This window comes from Wielerella bovis (genome assembly GCF_022354465.1).
Classification (GTDB): Bacteria; Pseudomonadota; Gammaproteobacteria; order Burkholderiales; family Neisseriaceae; genus Wielerella; species Wielerella bovis.
The window spans coordinates 1716018-1735840 of record NZ_CP092361.1 but is presented as its reverse complement, the minus strand read 5'-3'; the positions used below and the strand labels follow the sequence as shown (position 1 = coordinate 1735840).

Below are 19823 nucleotides of genomic sequence, written 5' to 3'. Positions count from 1 at the left end.
AGCTGGCAACGCTGTAATGTTTTAAATTGAATTTACTATACAAGTTTTCAGGCAGCCCAAACTTTCAGGCTGCCTGATTTTATTGATATCTCAATATTAAGCTATAGTGGATTCAATTTAAATCAGGACAAGGCGACAGCGACCGCCGTGTACACATAGTACATAAGGGAGCTGGCAACGCTGTACTGGTTTAAATTGAATTCACTATACATAGGTCAAATGATGTTCATAATCAGGATTGCGACCACCTACAATGTCAAAGAAACGTTTTTGCAATTCAGTCGTCAATTCACCACGTTCGCCAATACCAATTTGGCGATTGTCAATTTCACGAATAGGCGTTACTTCCGCTGCCGTACCCGTAAAGAACACCTCATCTGCAATATACAATTCATCGCGCGTGATGCGTTTTTCAATCACTTCCACACCGATTTCTTTCGCAATTTCAATGACTGTACGACGTGTGATCCCATCCAAAGCCACGTCCAAAGCAGGTGTGTACAATTTACCATTGTTTACCACAAAAATATTTTCGCCTGAACCCTCAGCAACATAACCCGTCGCATCCAGCAAGATTGCCTCATCATAACCACCTTGATGCGCCTCTGTATTAGCCATAATAGAGTTCATGTAATTACCATTGGCTTTCGCTTTAATCATCGTAATATTCGGATGATGGCGTGTGAAACTGCTCACTTTACAGCGAATACCACGGCGTAAACCCTCTTCACCCAAATATGCACCCCAAGCCCAAGCCGCCACAATCATTTGTACATCATCTGGTTTAGGTGCAATACCCAATTTATGCGCACCATAAAATGCCATTGGACGGAAATAGCATGATTTCAAATTATTCGCCTTAACGACATCAATATGTGCTTGATTAATTTGCTCTTTAGAATAGGGCAGATTCATGCCCACAATTTTTGCTGAATTAAATAAACGATTGGTATGGTCTTGCAAACGGAATATTGCCGTACCTTTTGACGTTTCATAAGCACGAACGCCTTCAAAAACGCCCATGCCATAATGCAAAGTATGCGTTAAAACATGGGTTTGGGCATCACGCCATTCAACCATTTCATTGTTATACCAAATCTTACCATCGCGGTCGCTCAAAGCAGTAGTTGGTGCAGGTGCGCTCATTGTTTCACTCTTTCAAAAATAAAATTGTTATAGGGGTTGGCATTGTGTATATGCTGCATTTGTGCGCTATAACGCTGTTTTATGCTGTAAAAATATCATTTTGTGATATTTTTTTATAAAAGCTGTCTAAAATGGAAAATGCCAGTCATTTCAGGCAGCCTGAAAAATGGAATAAGTATCCGATTATACACGCCCAAAATGATTAAACAAGTATCAAAACATCATTAAATCGTTTACACTTACGCTGATTTGATTGTATAGGCAGCCTGAAAACAGTTTTTCAGGCTGCATTACCTACATTTTGGAGCAAATTATGAAAACTTTTTACTTGATTATCAAAGGAATTGTATTAGCTATTTTCTTGATTTTCGCCTTGATTAATACCGACAAAGTGCCGTTCTCCTATCTACCTAATCAAACCGTAGAAATGCCCTTAATTCTTGTTTTATTTTGTAGTTTTGTTTTGGGGTCGTTGTTTGGTTTATTCGCATTATTTGGTCGTTTGATTCGTTTGCGTCATGAAAATGCACGTTTACGTGCCGAAGTCCAAAAAGCTGCACGTTTGGCAACGCAAGACATTAGCGCTCCTGTTCAGGCTGCCTCAACATCCGCCACAAAATAAGGTTAGTTTATGGAAAATATGGAAATTTGGTGGTTTCTTGTGCCGATTATTCTGTTGCCCGTGTTTTTTGCGATGGGTTGGTTTGCGGCACGCGTGGACATGAAAACTGTATTGAAACACGCGAAAACTGTGCCGACAGGTTTTTATGTCAGCTTGGATGCGCTGGTAGACAAAAACACAGGCAAAGCGGTACATAATCTAACCGAAGTGATTGACCAACAACAAGGTTCTTACGATTTAAGTTTGACTCTGGGTAAACTCTATCGTCAGCGTGGTGAAAACGATAAAGCCATTTCTATGCACCGAACCTTATTGGATTCGCCCGATACCGTTGGCGAAAAACGCGAGCGAGTGTTGTATGAATTGGGGCTGAATTATCAAAGCGCGGGTTTGGTGGACAGAGCAGAACAAATCTTCTTGGAATTGCAAAATGGCAACATGGCAAAACAAGCCAATGAAGTGTTGCTCAATATCTACCAACAAGACCGTGATTGGGAAAAAGCGATTGCCACCGCACAATTATTGGCGCACGATGAATTGACCTATCAATTTGAAATTGCACAATTTTATTGTGAAATGGCGCAAGAATCTTTGTTCCGAAGCGATTGGGATACCGCACGGCAACATATTCAGGCTGCCTTATCTGCCAATAAAAAATGTACGCGTGCTAATATGATTTTGGGCGATATTGAACAAAAACAAGGTAATTTTCAGGCTGCCATTGATGCTTATTCAGCGATTGAAAAGCAAAATTATGCTTATTTGAGTATGGTCGGCGAGCGTTTATATGATGCTTACGATGCATTGGGTAAAGCAGAAGATGGGCTTAATGTCTTGATTGGTTATGAAAAAACGTTTCCTACGCTGGATTTGGTAAATGTCATTTATGACAAATCATTGATGTTGTTGGGCGAAGAAAAAGCCAATGCCACTGCGATTGAATTAATTCGTGCCAAACCTGATTTGAATGGTATGTATCGTTTGCTGGGCTTGCAAATGTCTGATTTAAATCCGCAATGGAAAGCCGATGCAGATATGATGCGTGGCGTGATTGGGCGACAGTTGCAAAAAGCTGTTATGCATAGATGTCAAAATTGCCATTTTAAATCAAAAGTTTATTTTTGGCATTGTCCCGCTTGCAATAAATGGGAAACGCTGACACCAAATAAAATTGAAGTTTGAGATGAGAGGCAGCCTGAAAATGGCTGCCTTATTTGTATAGTTGTTTCAAACACGGCAGCGGCAGCCACTATACATAGGGGAATTGGTAATACTGTATTACTTTAAATGGCTATATGATTAATTTTTTTGATGTTTCAGGCAGCCTGAAAAATTATTTTTCCTGTAAATCGTCCAATTCGGGATAAAACCGATAAATTTCTTCCAAAACTGTCATCTGCGTTTCGCCAATCAAAATGCCAATGTTTCGGTGTAATTTAGCGCGTAATTCGGGTGGCAATGCGCCAAATTCGGGTAAAAATAAAATGGCAGACAAATGCTCAATGGATTTTAAAGCGTGTTGTTTCGTTTCAATGGCGAAATTTTTTATCCATTATTTTTTCCTTTATTAATTAGTCAGATAAACTTTTCAGGCTGCCTGAAACCCAATTTTCCACCGTCAAATCAAATTGACTGAAATCTTTTTCATTGTTACTGACCAAAATTAGCCCTAATGAAATCGCATGGCTGGCAATCAGCGTATCAAAACTGGCTTTGTGTTTACCTGTTTGCATGAGTTTGCCAAACACTTCGCCTGCCGCCGCGTCAAACGGCATAATGTGAATTAAGGCTGCCAGTTGTTGAAAGGTTTCTGCCGATTGATGAATGTTTAAACCGCGTTGCAATTCAGCCCAAGTGATGGCACTCATCACCACTTCGCCAACAAAACATTGGCTAAACCGTTGGACAACACTCGGCGGCGTGTGTTTCATCAAATAAATGCAGATATTCGTGTCCAACATATATTTAGGTGTGATTACCATGCGCGGTCGTTCTCCACCAATTCATCGCGCACAAAGTCGTTTTGATTGGCAAATTCGCCCAATTTTTTGAATAATTCGGGCGCGTTTGCCAAAGTTGGCACGGGTTCAATAATCAATTTATTGTCTTCTTTGTGAATGATGACTGGTACATTCGGTGCAAACGCAAAGGCTTTGGGCAAACGTATGGCTTGGGAATTGCCCGACATAAAAGGCAAGGTGGTTATCATGATATTTAGCTCCCATAAAAGTATATGATGGAGTATATATAGATTGGGTTGAGTTAGCAAGATATTGCTTTATCTGGGTTTTTCAGGCAGCCTGAAACACTTATCGCCACTTTATTTCCAACTCTTGAAATGAATATCTTGTTCACGCCATAAATAGACCAAACCTTTAATCATGCGATAGATAAACCAAATGATAATAATATGACTTAAGACAACCACAAAAATAGACATATAAAACATGCTGTTGTGAAGGATGCTGGAATTTGTGCTAACCGCCAAGAAAATAAAACCAAGACCAACTGAAATAATCAATGTCAGCACAAGCAAATATACCCAAAAACTGCGTGTGTAATAAATTGAATGATGATAAATGACTTCATCTTTGGATTTGAAGCGCACAATATACGCCAAAATCAAACCCATTATCATCAATGCCAAATAGGATATACCCAATAAATCATTATTATTTTTATAACCTAATAAATTCCATAATAAATGGCATACGGCAGTAATCATTTCTAAAATATAAGCCACAATCAGTATATTTTTATGTGTTGGATTCATGTTTTTTCCCCTAAAATGATGGAATAGGGTACGCCAAGCGCACCGAATCCACAGTAATATTCAAATATTTGGTGCGCATGGCGCACCCTACATCTTTCAGGCAGCCTGAAACGGCAAAATCAATCCCCCATTGCCGCCAACAATTCCGCCTGATGTTCCGCAATCAGTGCAGACGTGATTTCCGTCATATCGCCGTCCATCACAAAATCCAGTTTGTGCAAAGTCAAATTGATGCGGTGGTCGGTAACGCGCCCTTGCGGATAATTGTAGGTGCGAATGCGCTCGCTGCGGTCGCCACTGCCAATCAAGGATTTGCGTTCGGCGGCTTCTTTGGCTTGTGCTTCGCGTTTTTGCATGTCGTTCAAACGGGCGGCTAACACTTTCATCGCTTGTGCTTTGTTGGCGTGTTGGCTGCGACCGTCTTGGCATTCCACCACCATGCCTGTGGGCAAATGTGTGATGCGGACGGCTGAATCCGTTTTGTTGATGTGCTGACCGCCTGCGCCACTCGCGCGGAAAGTGTCAATGCGTAAATCATTGGCGTTTAACTGGATTTCTTCCAACTCGTCCGCTTCGGGCATCACGGCAACGGTGCAAGCGGACGTGTGAATCCGCCCCTGACTTTCGGTCGCTGGCACGCGCTGAACGCGGTGTCCGCCACTTTCAAATTTCAATTTGCCATACGCGCCCACGCCCGCCAAACGCACAATCACTTCCTTGTAGCCGCCCAAATCGCTTTCGCTGGCGGATACGATTTCGGTTTGCCAGCGTTGGCGTTCTGCGTAGCGCGTGTACATACGTAACAAATCGCCTGCAAACAAAGCCGCTTCATCGCCCCCCGTGCCTGCGCGGATTTCAATGAAAATGTTTTTGTCATCGTCTGCGTCTTTGGGGAGCAATAATTTTTGTAATTCAAAATCAAGGGTTTCAATTTTATCTTTGGCAGCCTGAATTTCTTCGGCGGCGAAATCTTTCATATCGGGGTCGGACAACATGTCTTGCGCGTCCACCAAATCGCTTTCCGCCAAACGGTACGCCTGATAGGTTTCCACAATGGGCGTGAGTTCCGAATGTTCTTGGTTGAGTTTGCGATAACTGTCCATGTCGGCTGTGGCTTCGGGCGAACCGAGCAGCGCGGTTACTTCTTCCAAACGCTCGGACAGGATTTGTAATTTATTGAGAATACTGGGTTTCATGGTTCAAATTCACTTTCAGGCTGCCTGAAAATATGGACAGCAAGATTGGGTTGGATTTCCACCGTTTTGCCTCTACCCTAACCCTTCCCCGCAAGCAGGGGAGGGAACAGGTTTGTGGCAATTTCCAAAGGCAGCCTGAAACAAAATAAAAAGTTGAAAAATAGCGCAAATTATACGCGAAAACCGCTTTTCAGGCTGCTTGAATCGTTTTGGATTATTACAAAGAAAAGGCAGCCTGAAACTTTTGCAAAATCTTTTCAGGCTGCCTTATGTTGTTCAGCAGATTATCCCCTACGAGTCAATGCTTGACGATATACAGGCATCACTTTGGGTAATTCTTTGCGTAACAAATCCATGCGGTCATTATTGGTGGGGTGGGTGGATAAAATTTTGTTGATGGTGTGGTTATTATTGTCATGTTGATTCATTTTTTGCCACACACTAATCGCAGCTTCAGGGTTGTATCCTGCTTGTGCCATTAAATACAAGCCACCCATATCAGCTTCGCGTTCTGCGCTGCGACTGAATGGTTTATCCACGCCCAAATCGGTCGCCAAACCCATGCCCAATCCGATTAAATTACCATCAACCCCCGTTGTGGCTGCCAAAATACTGGTACCCAGCTGTGCGCCAATATTCAAGCCTACATTGCGGTTGGCTTCTTTTTTACTGTGTTCCAACAGCGCGTGGGTCATTTCATGTCCGATAATTGCTGCTAATTCATCATCGGTTAATTTCAATTTTTCCACAATACCTGTGTACACCGCCATTTTGCCACCAGGCATCGCCCATGCGTTGAGTTCATCGGAGCGAATTACGGTCATTTCCCATTGAAATGCTTGACCTGTGCGATTGGCGGCATCGGCATAAGGAACGAGACGTTGGAAGACACGTTGTACGCGTTTGGCGGTGGCTGAAGTGGTATCAACCATTTTGTGTTGGCTCGCTTCGGTCATGGCTTGGCGATAACTTAAAGCGGCTTGTTGGTTGATGGATGCGCTGTCTATAACATTGCATGCAGATAAGCTGGCTAATAGTGTGAGTGTGAGTAAAGTTTTTTTCATGGTTTCAGGCTGCCTTTTAATGCAATTAAGATAAAATGGTTTATTATAAATCCAATTGATATAACTGTGTATGTGCTTGTTTTTTGATTTGAAGAACGGTTCTGTTTAGCCCGTAGAACAAAAAATATTGGTTAGGTGTACACGATGCTTGCTGTCGCCTTGTCTGTGTCTATTTTAGCCGATTATATAGTGGATTCAATTTAAATCAGGACAAGGCGACAGCGACCGCCGTGTACACCTAGTACATAAGGGAGCTGGCAACGCTGTACTGGTTTAAATTGAATTCACTATAAAGTATCTAACTTGCTTATGTCCAGTAAAAAGGCAGCCTGAAAACTTAATCAATATGTTTTCAGGCTGCCTATTTTTATAGATTAAAACGGAATGTCATCATCAATATCATCAACAGGTGCGGCAGGTGCTACAGGTGCAGCAGGACGGCGTTGTTGCGGTGCAGCAGGCGGTTCATTATTGTACGCAGCTTGTTGTGGGTAATTTTGTGGCGGTGCTGCTTGATACGATTGTTGTGGTGCTGCTTGCGGATAAGCACCATCGTAAGCACCATTGTAACCACCATCATCATACGTATTTTGTTGATAGCCACCTTGTTGATTATTTCTGGTATCCAACATCTTCATTTCATTGCAAATAATATCATAAGCCGTGCGCTCCATACCCTGCTTGTCTATGTATTTGCGCGATTGAATGCGTCCTTCCAAATACACTTGACTACCCTTACGCAAATATTGCCCAGCCACTTCGGCTTGACGGCGATACAAAGTAATATTGTGCCATTCTGTGCGCTCTTGGCGTTGTCCAGAATTGCGGTCGTTCCACGTTTCACTGGTCGCAACCGAAAAATTGCACACCGCTTCGCCATTGGGCATATAACGCACTTCTGGGTCGCGCCCCAAGCGACCAATTAAAATCACTTTATTCAAAGACATATCAAACTCCTACTAATAAACTTTTTACCAAATCTTCATCAAAACCTTGCTGTAATGCCTTAATAAACACCGTTGCGCCATCGGCACTAAAACTCACCGCTTCCACGCCAGATGCAGCCTGAATTTTATGTTTCAAACCATTCAAATCACCGCGTAAAGCATCGGGAACAGCAAACATCACATTTTTCACAGGACGCGGTGCAGGCGCAGTCATCGCCAACCATAACCACACGCCAACAATCACGCAGCAAAATCCAAACACGCCAACAAAACCAAACAGCGCATACATTTTGCTACCAATCAAACCACCCGTAAAAACACCCAAGGATTGAGTGGTGTTATACACGCCCATCGCCGTGCCTTTCAAATCGCTCGGCGCAATTTTGGAGACCAAAGAAGGCAAACTGGCTTCCAAAATATTGAAACCAATAAAATAAATAATCAGTACAGCACCAACTATCCATACGGAAGATAGGCTAAAAATCAAGGCAAATTGAGCCAATAACACCAACGAAATACCCAATACAAATACTTGTTTTAATTTATTGCGTGTTTCGCCGATAATAATCGCAGGTATCATGAAAATCAGCCCTAGCACGGTGGCGGGTAAATACACTTGCCAATGTTCGGATTTGTCCCAACCCAAATGCCGCAGCGCAAACGGCAACGCGGTAAAAATAGCCATCAAGCCAGCTTGCAGCGCGAAAATACCATAATTCAAACGCAATAATTGTGTGTTTTTCAGCACTTCGCCAATACGTCGCACGGAAACTTGGGTGTCTTCATGATGACGTAATTGCGTGGGATTGGGTGTGTAATATTTGACCAGAGCGATACTGGCGAGACTCAATATGCCTGTGAGCGCGAATAAACCTTGTACGCCAATAAATTTGCTTAACATGGGCGACAAAACCAAACTCACCGAAAATGTCAGCCCAATACTCAATCCAATCATGGACATGGCTCGTGTCCGCACTTCTTCACGAGTCAAATCTGCCAGCAATGCCGTAACTGCTGCGCTGACTGCGCCTGCGCCTTGAATGGCACGCGCAATCACCAAAGTTTGTGCGTCATTGGTAAAGGCGGCGATAAAACTGCCCAGCGCGAATACACTCATACCCAAATAAATCACTTTTTTACGCCCGATTTTATCGGACAACATACCCAACGGTAGTTGTAACAATGCTTGGGTTAAGCCATACGCCGCCATTGCCAAGCCGACCATTTTTAATTTGCTTGCTTCATCTGCGCCAGCCAAACTGTGCGCGTGCAAGGAAAGTACGGGTAATACCAAAAACATACCGAGCATGCGCAGCGCGTATACACCAGCTAATGATGTTGCGGCACGCCATTCATGCGCCAGCATGGGAATTTTTGTTTTTTTAGCCATTGTGTTCCTACTCTGTTTTCAGGCTGCCTTTTTGTGTTGAGGATACAAAAGGCAGCCTGAAATGAAAAATGGGGCAAATTATAACATTGTTACGCAATGGGTTTTCAGGCTGCCTGAAAATAAATCTATTTGACGAGAATATTGGATTATTTGACGAGTAATGGCATAAATCCTAAAATTCTTGTTTTTAAAATACAAAATGTTACTATGCCAAAACGCTTCCTCATTATTAAATTGCGCCATCACGGCGATGTTTTATTGACCACGCCTGTGATTGATGCACTCAAACACGCTTATCCAGATTGTGAAGTAGATATGCTGGTTTATGCGGAAACTGCGGATATTATTCGTGAGAATTCACAAATCAACCAAATTTTTATCATTGACCGCAACTGGAAAAAGCAAGGTATCAAACAACAATTTCATCATGAATTTACGTTATTAGGCAGCCTGAAAGCACGAAAATACGATTATGTATTGAATTTTTCCGACCAATGGCGTGCGGCTATCATTGCCAAATTATGTGGGCAACATGCAATTTCATATCGTTTTGGTAAGCGTGATAATGCGGCGTGGCGCTGGTGTCATGATACGCTGGTTGATGATTTTGGCAAAAATAATCATATTGTTGAAGCTCATCTGCAAGTGTTGGCGCCACTCAATCTTCCTGAATATATGCCGCGTGTTCGTATGGAAATTTCGTCGCAAACGCAAGTATCGTTTCAAGAAAAACTGCGTGGACAAGGTTGGCAAGGGGAAGATTATGTAGCTATTCACCCTGGTTCGCGCTGGTTTTTTAAATGCTGGGACGATGACAAAATGGCAGCATTGCTGCAAAAATTATTGGACAATGGGCAAAATATTGTTTTGACTGCCGCGCCTGATTTGCGTGAACAAAAAATGATTGAAACATTAATAGGCAGCCTGAAAATGGAAGGGGATGGCAAACTTTTTGTGCTTTCAGGCTGCCTTAATTTGCGTGAATTGGCAGCAGCGATTGCAGGAGCAAAATTGTTTATTGGCGTGGATTCTGTACCGATGCACATGGCGGCTGCGTTGGATAAACCGCAAGTGGCGTTGTTTGGGGCGACGTGGGTTTTTCGTTGGCGACCCTATTCGGATAAGGCGACGGTTATTTGGGCTGGTGATTTTGGTGCGTTGCCTCATCCTGATAGCATTAATACAGATGATGAAACACGTTTATTGTCTGCCATTCCTGTTGATGCGGTTTGGGAAAAAGTGGCAGAAAAATTGGGGATTGAGGCAGCCTGAAAATCTTGGGTACGCAAATCAAATATAGGTGTAGAATTAAATAAACGGTACACACAGGAGAACAGTTATGGCTTATTCACAAGATTATCGCCAAATGATTTTAGAAAAATTAAATTCGGGTTACAGCTACCGTGAATTGGCAGCGGAATATGGCATCAGTCGCAGTACCATTCAACTATGGAAAAAATGCATTGAACGTAAACCCTACCCCAAAAGAACCAATAAAATCAATGATGAATTATTGCGAAAAGACGTAGAACAATTTCCTGATGATTTTCAAAGAGAACGCGCTGTTCGCTTTAACTGTTCACAAAGAGCCATTGGTGTGGCACTTAAACGGCTAAAAATCACTCAAAAAAAAGATTCTTAAACACCCCAAAGCTCAACCCGAAACAATTGAACAATTTCTCTCATTAAAACAACAGTATGAGCAAGAGAAACGTCCTATTGTTTATATTGATGAAAGTGGTTTTAAAAACCAAACTTATCGTCCTTATGCCTATGCGCCAAGAGGACAAGTTTGTCATGGCAATCACAACTGGCAAATCAAAAACACAACCAATGCCATTGGCGCACTGTACCAAAATCAATTGATTGCAGTGGGTTTGTATGAATTCAGCATCAATTCAGATGTGTTTTATTCATGGGTTCAAAACGTTTTACTGCCACAATTACCGCCCAACAGTGTTTTGGTAATGGATAATGCGACTTTTCACAAACGTCAGGACATTCAAGAGCTTATTGTTTTATCAGGGCATGTGATTTTATGGTTACCGCCATACTGTCCTGATTTGAATTTAATTGAGCACACTTGGGCTTGGATTAAACATTTACGTCAAGATTGGTTATTGGATTGCATTCACTCTTTGTTTTTTTATTTTACTTGGTTGTGTACCGAATTTTAATTTCTTTATCTATATAGTCGCTTAAAATAAAATAGGCAGTCCGAAAACATTTTTCAGGCTGCCTATTTATGATTCATAACCAAATTTTATTGAAAAATTACGCGTTTTTATCTTCTGCAACAAAACGGTAGCATAATGCGCCAATCACGCCACCCACAATCGGTGCAACCCAGAATAACCATAATTGTTGCAATGCCCAAGAACCTTGGAAAAGTGCTACACCAGTTGAACGCGCTGGATTAACAGAAGTATTGGTTACAGGAATGCTGATTAAGTGAATCAAGGTCAAAGCCAAACCGATTGCAATCGGTGCAAAACCTGCTGGCGCACGTTTATCAGTCGCGCCCATGATGATGAACAAGAAGAATGCGGTTAATACCACTTCAATTAACAAGGCAGACAGCAAAGAATAACCATGTGGTGAATGTTCACCATAACCATTGCTGGCAAAACCTGCTGTTGCATCAAAACCCGATGCGCCTGTTGCGATGGTGTACAAAACAGCACCTGCGGCAATCGCGCCAATCACTTGTGCGGCGATGTAGGGTAACAAATCTTTGCTGTTGAAGCGACCTCCCACCATCAAACCAATGGATACGGCTGGGTTAAAGTGTCCGCCTGAAATATGACCGACAGCATAAGCCATCGTCAAAACAGTCAAACCAAATGCCAGCGAAACGCCCGCATAAGCAATACCTAAATCGGGGATACCTGCTGCTAAAACCGCGCTGCCGCAACCACCAAATACCAACCAAAATGTGCCGAAAAATTCAGCAAAATACTTTTTCATATTTACAATAATCCTTGTATGTATTAAAAAACAGACGAGTTTTATTTTGCAGACGGTTTTTCAGGCTGCCTGAAAAGTAAAAATCGCCCAATTTGGTTATGACGAAACAAACAATAATAAGGGCAAAAACACAAACAAAATAGACATTTTTACCTGTTTTTGCAGCTTTTGACGCAATCCTTCGTGAATAAATAAGGGATTTAACATTTCAGGCTACCTTATCCTTTTTAAGGAAGAAGTTACGCAATTTGTGTGCCAAATATGGCGCAATGTCTGCGTAATTTCAGTTAAAATATACCCTATTTATTTTTTTTGATTTGATTTTATATGGCACATTTAAAAAAACTTTTGGCTGCCATGAGCTTATCTTTATGCGCTATGCCAGCTTTCGCCATACCTTTGCAGCAATTAATACAGCACAGTTTGGATAGTGACCCTCAAATTTTGGAAGCACGCGCTCATGAAGCGTCTGCTGAAAGTAGTATATCGGCTGCCAAAGCAGCACATTATCCTGTTGTTGCACTTACGGGGACACAGGTATTGGCGCAAGAGCATCGCTACGTTAGCAATGAACGGCGCCGTGGCATTAATCCAGGGCTGCGTGCCAGTGTAAATCTATATTCATTTGGTGGTATTGAAGCGCGTGTTAATGAACGCCAACATAACCGCGATTACTATCATCATAAAATTGGTGAAACGCAAGAGGAACTGGGTAACACTATGGGGCGTTTGTATTTAGCCGCATTGCGTGCCAAAGAAGCGATTCAGGCTGCCCAACACAATTTGGATAGACATAATCGTATTGTGGCGGATTTGCAAATCATCACGCGCTACGATAGAGGTCGTCAATATGAATTAAATCAAGCGATGGCGCGAAGATTAAATGTGGAAGCATTTCTTGCCAATCAACAGCGTGAATTGTTGCTTAATTTGAGCCGTTTAGCCAAATATACACCTAAGCAATTAACGCCTGCTGATTTGGAAGACCCATTTATCCAAGATACTGCCACTAGTTTGGTACAAAAATATCAGCACAATGATTTGGCAAATTTACCGTCTTATCAAGCGCAAAAAGCGGAGCGTAATCGTGCCGAAGCTGAAATTAGTGTTACCAAAGCTTCGCGTTATCCCAGCATTGATTTAATCGCCACCGCCAACCGTGATAATAAAGAAGCGTATTTAAATTTTTCATGGGACATATTCAACCGTACTAGTATTCACGATGTTGAACGCAGCGCACATGCACTTGCGGTTGCCGAAGCGCAGCTTGACCAAATTGCGCGTGATACAGCCGAACGCAGTCGCAATGCCACTTTGGAAATGCAACAAAGCCAAACACGCTGGCAAATTGCGCAACAACAAATTGCGACGCAAAAACAAGTGGTAAAAGCCTATGAATTGCAATTTAAAATTGCACGTAGAACTTTGATTGATGTACTGGATTCCTATGCCGAATTGTCTAATATTGAGCAAGCGGCGATTGCTGCGCGAAACGATTTTCGTGATGCAGCGTTGGAATATTTGGTATCGCAAGCAGCGATTGGGCGTTGGTCGGCAAACCGATAGATTTAAAGATGCAAAATTGCTAGATTTTTGACAATATTCATGATTTAAGCAGCCTGAAAAATATTTTCAGGCTGCTTTTTAGGTTATCGATAACCTGTTTTTAATGTGAAACCTTTTGAAGTCATACAATACGCGACTAATTTATCGCCATGACTTTTAGATAATCTATCAGCACCTACATCTTCTTTACAGAAGTGCAAAACTTGTGTCGTTTGTGCTTGTGTTACATTGGGCTTATGCCAATAGTTATAAGGTGTGGATGAACAAGCTGCCAACGAAGTTAAGATAGTAGCTGCCAATGCAGCCTGAAAACGAATTTTCATAAAAAATCCCTCATATTGAAAAATTGAATATAGCTTAACAAAAAGCAAGATAAGTTTAATATAATAAAACTTTTGCGTAAATAGGTTTTGCTAGATTGAACTTTTTATTATTGTAGTTTTGCCATAATGTGTGTCATGAATATTGGACACGCAATTCGATTTTTACGGAAACAAAAAGGCTGGACTCAATCGCAACTGGCTGATTTTTCGCACACCACGAAAAGTACGATTTCCAATTTGGAAAGTGGCAATCAAAGTTATAGTGCAGCTTTGTTGCAGCACTTGGCACATGCTTTGGGTTGTCCAATTTCAAGAATTTTTGTGGTGGCAGAACAGTTGCAAGAAGTATCTGATGAAAAACAGATATGGGATAAATTGCCGATTGAATTGTTATTTCAGCATTTAAGCGAGCCGATGCAGCTTTCGGTGCGACAGTTGATGAAACAAATTTTGTTAGAACAAGAAAAGTTAAAATAAGATACAGGCAGCCTGAAAAAATATTTTCAGGCTGCCTTTTTTCAAAATTCACAATTTATGACACAAATCGCCATACGCAAAACCCAACCAATCCACATCAATCTCACGCCCAAAAGCGATGACTTTAAACAATTCGCCCATTTCATGCTGCGCCGTCAAAACCTGTACCGCATGGGCAGCCTGAACATAATCTGCCGTATCAGTTTGCGGATACTGTTGCGCCAATAAATCCAAAATACCTAAATTAAACAAAAAATGAGCTTGCGTGGTGTAACCAATCAAATCCAATCCTGCGCCACAACCTGCCGCCGCCATGTCGCTGAAATTGATGTGCGCGGTCAAATCGGTCAAACCTACGCGATAAAACGGGTCGTGAATGGTGTGGTGGCGATGATGCCCAATCAGCGTGCCATCGTTGCGTTGCGGGTGGTAATACTGCGCGGCATCAAAACCGTAATCCAGCCAAATCATCGCGCCGCGTGTTAATTTTTGCGCCAGCGTGCGGATAAATGCGTGTTGAGCAGGGTGCAATTCGCTGGTGTAATTGAGCGTATCGGGGAAATATTCACAGGCAGCCTGAAACAACAGTTTATCTTGTAATGGCTTGTATTGCCAACAAAATATTTTCTGTTCATTGATGCTAACGTGCGCTAATTCCAATTCACCTTGTTCATTGCGGCGCACACGTTCTATCGGCATCGCATCTAGCACTTCATTGCCGATGAGTACGCCGTCCAATTGTTCAGGCAGCGTGTCCAACCAAATCACGCGCTCGGCAAAATCAGCCGCGTTTTGGGCGATGTATTCGCGTTGTCTTGCAGCTAAATCAGGTGATAATTCAATGATGTAATAGTTTTTCAGGCTGCCTGAAAGCGCGTTGATGATTTGTGTGGCAAGTGCGCCCGTACCTGCGCCAAATTCGTACACATTGCCTGCGGTTTGTGGCAGAATTAGCGCGATTTGGCGTGCCAAAGTTTGCCCGAAAAGTGGCGATAAAGTGGGTGCGGTGATGAAATCGCCTGCCGCCCCGATTTTGTGTGCGCCACCTGTGTAGTAACCTAATTGCGGCGCGTACAGTGCGTGTTGCATAAAGCGTGAAAAGGGAATCGCGCCATCGTGTGCGTGAATATCGGCGGCAATGTAATCGGTCAGAGTTTGGCTGGCAGCTTCTGCATCTGGACTGATGTGGGGAATATGTACAAAAGTCATAAGGTTAAATTTTGTAAAAATTAAGGAGAGTAATCATATTATAAATCAGCCAATAAGGCAGCCTGAAAAAATGTGTTGCTTGTTTTATTTGGTATTTTTATTTGGTGTGATGTGATGTGTGGCAGAAAAGGCAGCCTGAAACGGTTTTCAGGCTGCCTTTTGTGTTTTTTTTACGTTGAAATCAGTGGTTTTGTGTAATTTGATAGGTTTGCTGTATCACGTATTTTCTATTATAGTGTCGGTTTGTGGGGCAAAGTGGCGAAAAGTGTCGCTTAGCTGATTTTTCTCTCTCATTTTAGGCAACCTTAATATGTTTCGTGGCGCACATGAATTAAACATTGACACCAAGGGACGCTTGGCGATTCCAGCCAAGTTCCGTGAGGTTTTGTCACGTGAATTTGTGGGCGAAGACGATGTGCCACGTTTTGTGGTTACGTTGGATAGCCGCGACCGTTTGTTGCTGTATCCCGAAGTGGAGTGGGAGAAAGTGGAGCAACAGTTGCTTGCGCTGAATGTGAAAGGGAAACCGAATTTGGCGTTGTATCAAAATTTGCTACTGCACAATGCGGATACTTTGGATATTGATGGAGCAGGACGAGTGTTGTTACCTGCGAATCTGCGCCGTTTAGTCAATTTTGATAAAGATGTAATGCTGCTGGGACGTGTGAACCGTCTGGAATTGTGGGGACGTGAACAAAAACTGGCAGAAACCGAAGCTGCTTTGTCTATTAACCCCGATGAATTAGATTTTGATTTGAGCCAAACCGATTTGCAATTATGACCCAATCAACTTTTGAACACATTACTGTTTTGCTGCACGAAGCCGTTGATGCGCTCAATATCAAGGCAGATGGTGTGTATGTGGACGGTACATTTGGGCGCGGTGGACATTCGCGTTTGATTTTGTCGCGTTTGGGCGAAAAGGGTCGTTTGGTGGTGTTTGATAAAGACCCGCAGGCGATTGCGGTAGCCAATGAATTAGCAGCGCAAGATAAACGTGTGAATGTGATTCACAATGGTTTTGCCACGTTTCAGGCTGCCTTAAACGATTTAAATATTGAAAAAATTGATGGTGCATTGTTTGATTTGGGCATTTCATCGCCACAAATTGACGATGCATCGCGTGGTTTCAGTTTCCGTTTTGATGCACCTTTGGATATGCGTATGGATACCACGCGCGGACAATCGGCAGCGCAATGGCTGGCGGTGGCTGACGAGCAAGAAATACACGAAGTGATTAAAAATTATGGTGAAGAGCGGTTTAGTCGCCAGATTGCGCGTGCTATTGTCGCGCAACGCAGCGAGTCGCCCATCAATACAACCCGTCAGTTGGCGCAAATCGCGGCGCAATGTGTCCGTACTCGTGAGCGTGGACAAGACCCTGCAACGCGTACCTTCCAAGCTATTCGCATCTTTATTAACCGCGAATTGGACGAAATCTCAGCGGTATTGCCGCAAGTTGTTGAAAGGCTGAATGTGGGTGGGCGTTTGTCGGTGATTGCATTTCATTCTTTGGAAGACAGGATTGTGAAGCAATTTGTGAAGCAATATTCTTCCCACGCGCCTCTACCTAAATGGGCAGCGATTCGCGAAGCGGATTTACCCACACCACCATTGATGGCGATTGGCAAAGCGATTAAAGCCAGCGAAACAGAATTAGCAGCCAATCCACGCGCACGTTCGGCAGTATTGCGAGTAGCGGAACGGACAAATGGCGCATTTGTTGTAAATTAATACAAGATGAGGTTTTCAGGCTGCCTTATGATTGTTTATCTATAAAAGGCAGCCTGAAAAAATGATAGGGATACATCATTTATGTTTTCTAAATTAAATTTTGTATTATTGGTAGCGGTTACATTATCGGCATTGTATGTAACCGATTTACGCATGAGCATTAAACGGCAAACGCATTTGTATGGTAAAGGGCAGGAAGAGGAAATTCGCCTGAATCAAGATCGTGCGGAATTGATGTATGAACGCAGTAAGCACTCTGATGCGCAACAAGTAGAACAAGCTGCCTTGCAAATGAAAATGCGCAAGCCTACACCAGAGGAAACGGTTGCCTTGCATAATTGATTTTTAGTTAAAAGTAACATAGAAGAAAAATAAAAATGTTAATTCGTAATGAATACAAGCCATATATGGCAAAAAAAGAAGAAAAGAACCAAATCGTTGTGGAAAATAACAAACGATTAGGTCGTTTGTTGCTGGCAATTTCTGGCGCATTTGCTGTTTTGGTAGGATATAGTTTTGTAGTACAGGCCAATCATCATGATGAATTGAGCAAATTTAGTGATAATCGCGTAGTACGCAGTATTAGAGAACCCGCTTTGCGTGGCACGATTACCGACCGTAATGGCACAATTTTGGCGGTGAGCCGTTATCTAAAAGTGGCAACTTTCAATCCAAAAGCGATTTATGCGCCAAAACGTGTGGGCGATCCAATTAATTGGAATGTGATTTCTAATGAACAATTTGAAAAAATGGCAGAATTGTTAAAGCTGCCTGAACAAGAAATCCGCCAAAAACTGAAAGATCGTTCTAGTCAATATGTGCAATTTAAAACAGAATTGTCTTTGGAAGAAGCGGATGCGTTAAAAGCATTGAAAATACCGACTTTGCGTTTTGAAGAGCGCACAGAGCGTACTTATCCAACCGCACATTTGTTTTCGCATATTGTTGGTTTTGCCAACAGTAAAGGCGTGGGCTTGGAAGGTTTGGAGCGTGTAGAAAATGAACGTCTAAAAGGCGAAGATGGACAACAAGTCGTCTTGCGCGACCGACATCAGAATATTGTGGAATTGATTGATTCCCCTGAAAATACCATTGCTAAATCAGGTGAAACATTGGTATTGTCGGTAGACAGTAATATTCAACAACTGGCACGCACACAGTTAGCTGAAACTTTAAAACGCTTTAATGCGAAAGCAGGTGGCGCGGTGGTTTTGGATGCGCAAACAGGCGAAATTTTGGCAATGAGTAGTTTGCCTGATTACGATGCCAATTTTTATCAAGCTTATCCCGAAGATAGTTTGCGTAATTTTGCCGTTGGTGTAACGATGGAACCAGGTTCGGTGATGAAGCCATTTGTAGTGGCAAAAGCGTTAGATGACGGTAAAGTGAGCCGAAATACATGGTTCAATACAACGCCATATAAAGTGGGCAATAAAACTATTCGTGATACGCATAAAAGTGATGCTTTAACGACCGAAGGCATTTTGCAAAAATCGTCTAATGTGGGAACCAGTTATATTGCGGCGATGTATCCAAATGAAGAATTGCATGAGCATTTTTCTGCTATTGGCTTTGGTAAAAAAACACAATCAGGTGTAAGTGGTGAACAAAATTTACCAATTAAACCTGCTGAGCGTTGGACAAAATTGGATCGCGCGGTTATTTCGTATGGTTATTCTATTTCAGCCAATTTATTGCAATTGGCGCAGGCATATACTATTTTTACAACTGATGGTAAATTGATGCCAGCAACTATTTATAAGCAAAAACGTCATACCGAAGGAACGCAGATTTTAAAACCTGAAACGGCACGTCAAATGCGTGAAATGATGATAAGCATCACGCAAAAAGGCGGTACAGGTCAGGCAGGTGCAGTAGTAGGTTATGATGTTGCCGCAAAAACAGGTACAGCGCGTAAAGTGAGCGATACAGGTGGTTACGAAGGCAAATATCGTGCAAGTTTTGTTGGTTTTGCCCCTGCGAAAAATCCACGTTTAATTGTAGCAATTACAATTGATGAGCCAAGTGGTAATGGCTATTATGGTGGCACGGTGGCAGGCCCTGCATTCAGTAAAATCATGGGGGGCAGCCTGAAAATATTAGGCGTGAAACCAACTTATTTGACTGCGGAGCAACAAATTAATTTGCCCACTGCTGCTGATATGAATCTGAAATCTGAACTGATTGAAGAGCAGTAAATTCAATCTAATCAACCTTTGCAACGCGGTATGTGGGGCAAAGGTTTTTTGTTTTCAGGCTACCTATTCACAACATCTTATTGAGGCAGCCTGAAAATAAGATTGAAATATAGTAAATTAAAATAAGAAATCTGCTTCGTTGCCCACGCCCTTATGTACTAGATGTACACGGCGGGCGTGGTCGCCTTGCATCTTTCTTATTTTACTTCAC

Annotated in this window: 24 protein-coding genes; 12 read left to right on the top strand and 12 right to left on the bottom strand. The window is 42.4% G+C overall.

The annotated features are described in order from the left end of the window. Positions 1-204: 204 nt before the first annotated feature. Positions 205-1146: a branched-chain amino acid transaminase gene (locus tag MIS45_RS08485; protein ID WP_249450208.1), complete on the bottom strand. Its 942-nt coding sequence runs from the start codon at positions 1144-1146 to the stop codon at positions 205-207. 313 nt (positions 1147-1459) lie between these two features. On the opposite strand from MIS45_RS08485, the gene MIS45_RS08480 reads away from it, so the two are divergent. Together MIS45_RS08480 and lapB are read left to right on the top strand one after the other, a co-directional pair. Beyond that, positions 1460-1768 carry a LapA family protein gene (locus MIS45_RS08480; protein WP_249450207.1) on the top strand — a complete coding sequence of 103 codons (309 nt, stop codon included), beginning with the start codon at positions 1460-1462 and terminating at the stop codon, positions 1766-1768. Positions 1769-1777: 9 nt separating this feature from the next. Beyond that, positions 1778-2950 carry a lipopolysaccharide assembly protein LapB gene (gene lapB, locus MIS45_RS08475; protein WP_249450206.1) on the top strand — a complete coding sequence of 391 codons (1173 nt, stop codon included), beginning with the start codon at positions 1778-1780 and terminating at the stop codon, positions 2948-2950. A gap of 151 nt (positions 2951-3101) precedes the next feature. On the opposite strand, the gene MIS45_RS08470 is transcribed toward lapB, so the two are convergent. From MIS45_RS08470 to prfA, 5 genes are all read right to left on the bottom strand, one after another. Next, positions 3102-3263: a hypothetical protein gene (locus MIS45_RS08470; RefSeq protein WP_249450205.1), complete on the bottom strand. Its 162-nt coding sequence runs from the start codon at positions 3261-3263 to the stop codon at positions 3102-3104. A 76-nt stretch (positions 3264-3339) separates the two neighbouring features. Further along, positions 3340-3750 (bottom strand): type II toxin-antitoxin system VapC family toxin, encoded by a 411-nt coding sequence (locus MIS45_RS08465; RefSeq protein WP_249445601.1) that lies wholly within the window; start codon positions 3748-3750, stop codon positions 3340-3342. Then, positions 3744-3977: an antitoxin gene (locus MIS45_RS08460; RefSeq protein WP_249450204.1), complete on the bottom strand. Its 234-nt coding sequence runs from the start codon at positions 3975-3977 to the stop codon at positions 3744-3746. Before MIS45_RS08460 ends, MIS45_RS08465 begins: the two co-directional genes overlap by 7 nt. Positions 3978-4088: 111 nt before the next feature. Then, positions 4089-4541, bottom strand: coding sequence for a hypothetical protein (locus tag MIS45_RS08455; protein WP_249442197.1), 453 nt, complete (start codon positions 4539-4541; stop codon positions 4089-4091). Between the two features lie 119 nt (positions 4542-4660). Continuing rightward, positions 4661-5737, bottom strand: coding sequence for a peptide chain release factor 1 (prfA, locus tag MIS45_RS08450; RefSeq protein ID WP_249450203.1), 1077 nt, complete (start codon positions 5735-5737; stop codon positions 4661-4663). A 114-nt stretch (positions 5738-5851) separates the two neighbouring features. On the opposite strand from prfA, the gene MIS45_RS08445 reads away from it, so the two are divergent. Next, positions 5852-6046: a hypothetical protein gene (locus tag MIS45_RS08445; protein WP_249442195.1), complete on the top strand. Its 195-nt coding sequence runs from the start codon at positions 5852-5854 to the stop codon at positions 6044-6046. Here MIS45_RS08445 and MIS45_RS08440 read toward each other — a convergent pair. The 3 genes from MIS45_RS08440 to MIS45_RS08430 form a co-directional block, all read right to left on the bottom strand. After that, a complete protein-coding gene (locus tag MIS45_RS08440) occupies positions 6022-6801 on the bottom strand; it encodes a M48 family metallopeptidase (protein WP_249450202.1) in 780 nt (259 codons plus the stop codon). The two genes, MIS45_RS08445 and MIS45_RS08440, sit on opposite strands and share 25 nt — an antisense overlap. A gap of 374 nt (positions 6802-7175) precedes the next feature. Further along, positions 7176-7748 carry a single-stranded DNA-binding protein gene (locus tag MIS45_RS08435; protein WP_249450201.1) on the bottom strand — a complete coding sequence of 191 codons (573 nt, stop codon included), beginning with the start codon at positions 7746-7748 and terminating at the stop codon, positions 7176-7178. Position 7749: 1 nt separating this feature from the next. Beyond that, positions 7750-9138, bottom strand: a complete 1389-nt coding sequence (locus MIS45_RS08430; protein ID WP_249450200.1) for an MFS transporter — start codon at positions 9136-9138, stop codon at positions 7750-7752. Positions 9139-9345: 207 nt separating this feature from the next. On the opposite strand from MIS45_RS08430, the gene rfaQ reads away from it, so the two are divergent. The 3 genes from rfaQ (at position 9346) to MIS45_RS08415 (ending at position 11315) form a co-directional block, all read left to right on the top strand. Next, positions 9346-10410 (top strand): putative lipopolysaccharide heptosyltransferase III, encoded by a 1065-nt coding sequence (gene rfaQ, locus MIS45_RS08425; protein WP_249450199.1) that lies wholly within the window; start codon positions 9346-9348, stop codon positions 10408-10410. A gap of 67 nt (positions 10411-10477) precedes the next feature. After that, a complete protein-coding gene (locus tag MIS45_RS08420) occupies positions 10478-10780 on the top strand; it encodes an IS630 transposase-related protein (protein ID WP_249441922.1) in 303 nt (100 codons plus the stop codon). Next, the gene (locus MIS45_RS08415) at positions 10773-11315 is read left to right on the top strand and encodes an IS630 family transposase (RefSeq protein WP_346766869.1); all 543 of its coding nucleotides are present in this window, start codon (positions 10773-10775) and stop codon (positions 11313-11315) included. Before MIS45_RS08420 ends, MIS45_RS08415 begins: the two co-directional genes overlap by 8 nt. 97 nt (positions 11316-11412) lie before the next feature. On the opposite strand, the gene aqpZ is transcribed toward MIS45_RS08415, so the two are convergent. Next, positions 11413-12105 carry an aquaporin Z gene (aqpZ, locus tag MIS45_RS08410; RefSeq protein ID WP_249450198.1) on the bottom strand — a complete coding sequence of 231 codons (693 nt, stop codon included), beginning with the start codon at positions 12103-12105 and terminating at the stop codon, positions 11413-11415. A gap of 327 nt (positions 12106-12432) precedes the next feature. Between aqpZ and MIS45_RS08405 the strand changes: the two genes are divergently transcribed. Next, positions 12433-13671, top strand: coding sequence for a TolC family protein (locus MIS45_RS08405; RefSeq protein WP_249450197.1), 1239 nt, complete (start codon positions 12433-12435; stop codon positions 13669-13671). 83 nt (positions 13672-13754) lie between these two features. Here MIS45_RS08405 and MIS45_RS08400 read toward each other — a convergent pair whose 3' ends face one another. Then, positions 13755-13994 (bottom strand): hypothetical protein, encoded by a 240-nt coding sequence (locus tag MIS45_RS08400; RefSeq protein ID WP_249450196.1) that lies wholly within the window; start codon positions 13992-13994, stop codon positions 13755-13757. A 135-nt stretch (positions 13995-14129) separates the two neighbouring features. On the opposite strand from MIS45_RS08400, the gene MIS45_RS08395 reads away from it, so the two are divergent. Next, positions 14130-14471, top strand: coding sequence for a helix-turn-helix domain-containing protein (locus tag MIS45_RS08395; RefSeq protein WP_249450195.1), 342 nt, complete (start codon positions 14130-14132; stop codon positions 14469-14471). A 48-nt stretch (positions 14472-14519) separates the two neighbouring features. On the opposite strand, the gene MIS45_RS08390 is transcribed toward MIS45_RS08395, so the two are convergent. Further along, positions 14520-15680 carry a class I SAM-dependent methyltransferase gene (locus MIS45_RS08390; protein ID WP_249450194.1) on the bottom strand — a complete coding sequence of 387 codons (1161 nt, stop codon included), beginning with the start codon at positions 15678-15680 and terminating at the stop codon, positions 14520-14522. Positions 15681-15990: 310 nt separating this feature from the next. Between MIS45_RS08390 and mraZ the strand changes: the two genes are divergently transcribed. From mraZ to MIS45_RS08370, 4 genes are all read left to right on the top strand, one after another. Then, a complete protein-coding gene (gene mraZ, locus MIS45_RS08385) occupies positions 15991-16461 on the top strand; it encodes a division/cell wall cluster transcriptional repressor MraZ (protein WP_249450193.1) in 471 nt (156 codons plus the stop codon). After that, positions 16458-17414: a 16S rRNA (cytosine(1402)-N(4))-methyltransferase RsmH gene (gene rsmH / locus MIS45_RS08380; RefSeq protein WP_249450192.1), complete on the top strand. Its 957-nt coding sequence runs from the start codon at positions 16458-16460 to the stop codon at positions 17412-17414. The genes mraZ and rsmH overlap by 4 nt, the downstream gene beginning before the upstream one ends. An 81-nt stretch (positions 17415-17495) precedes the next feature. Next, complete coding sequence (locus MIS45_RS08375; protein ID WP_249442182.1) at positions 17496-17756, top strand: cell division protein FtsL; 261 nt, start codon at positions 17496-17498, stop codon at positions 17754-17756. Positions 17757-17791: 35 nt separating this feature from the next. Next, entirely contained in the window at positions 17792-19612 is a 1821-nt protein-coding gene (locus MIS45_RS08370) for a peptidoglycan D,D-transpeptidase FtsI family protein (protein WP_249450191.1), read from the top strand. The last annotated feature ends 211 nt before the right edge of the window (positions 19613-19823 follow it).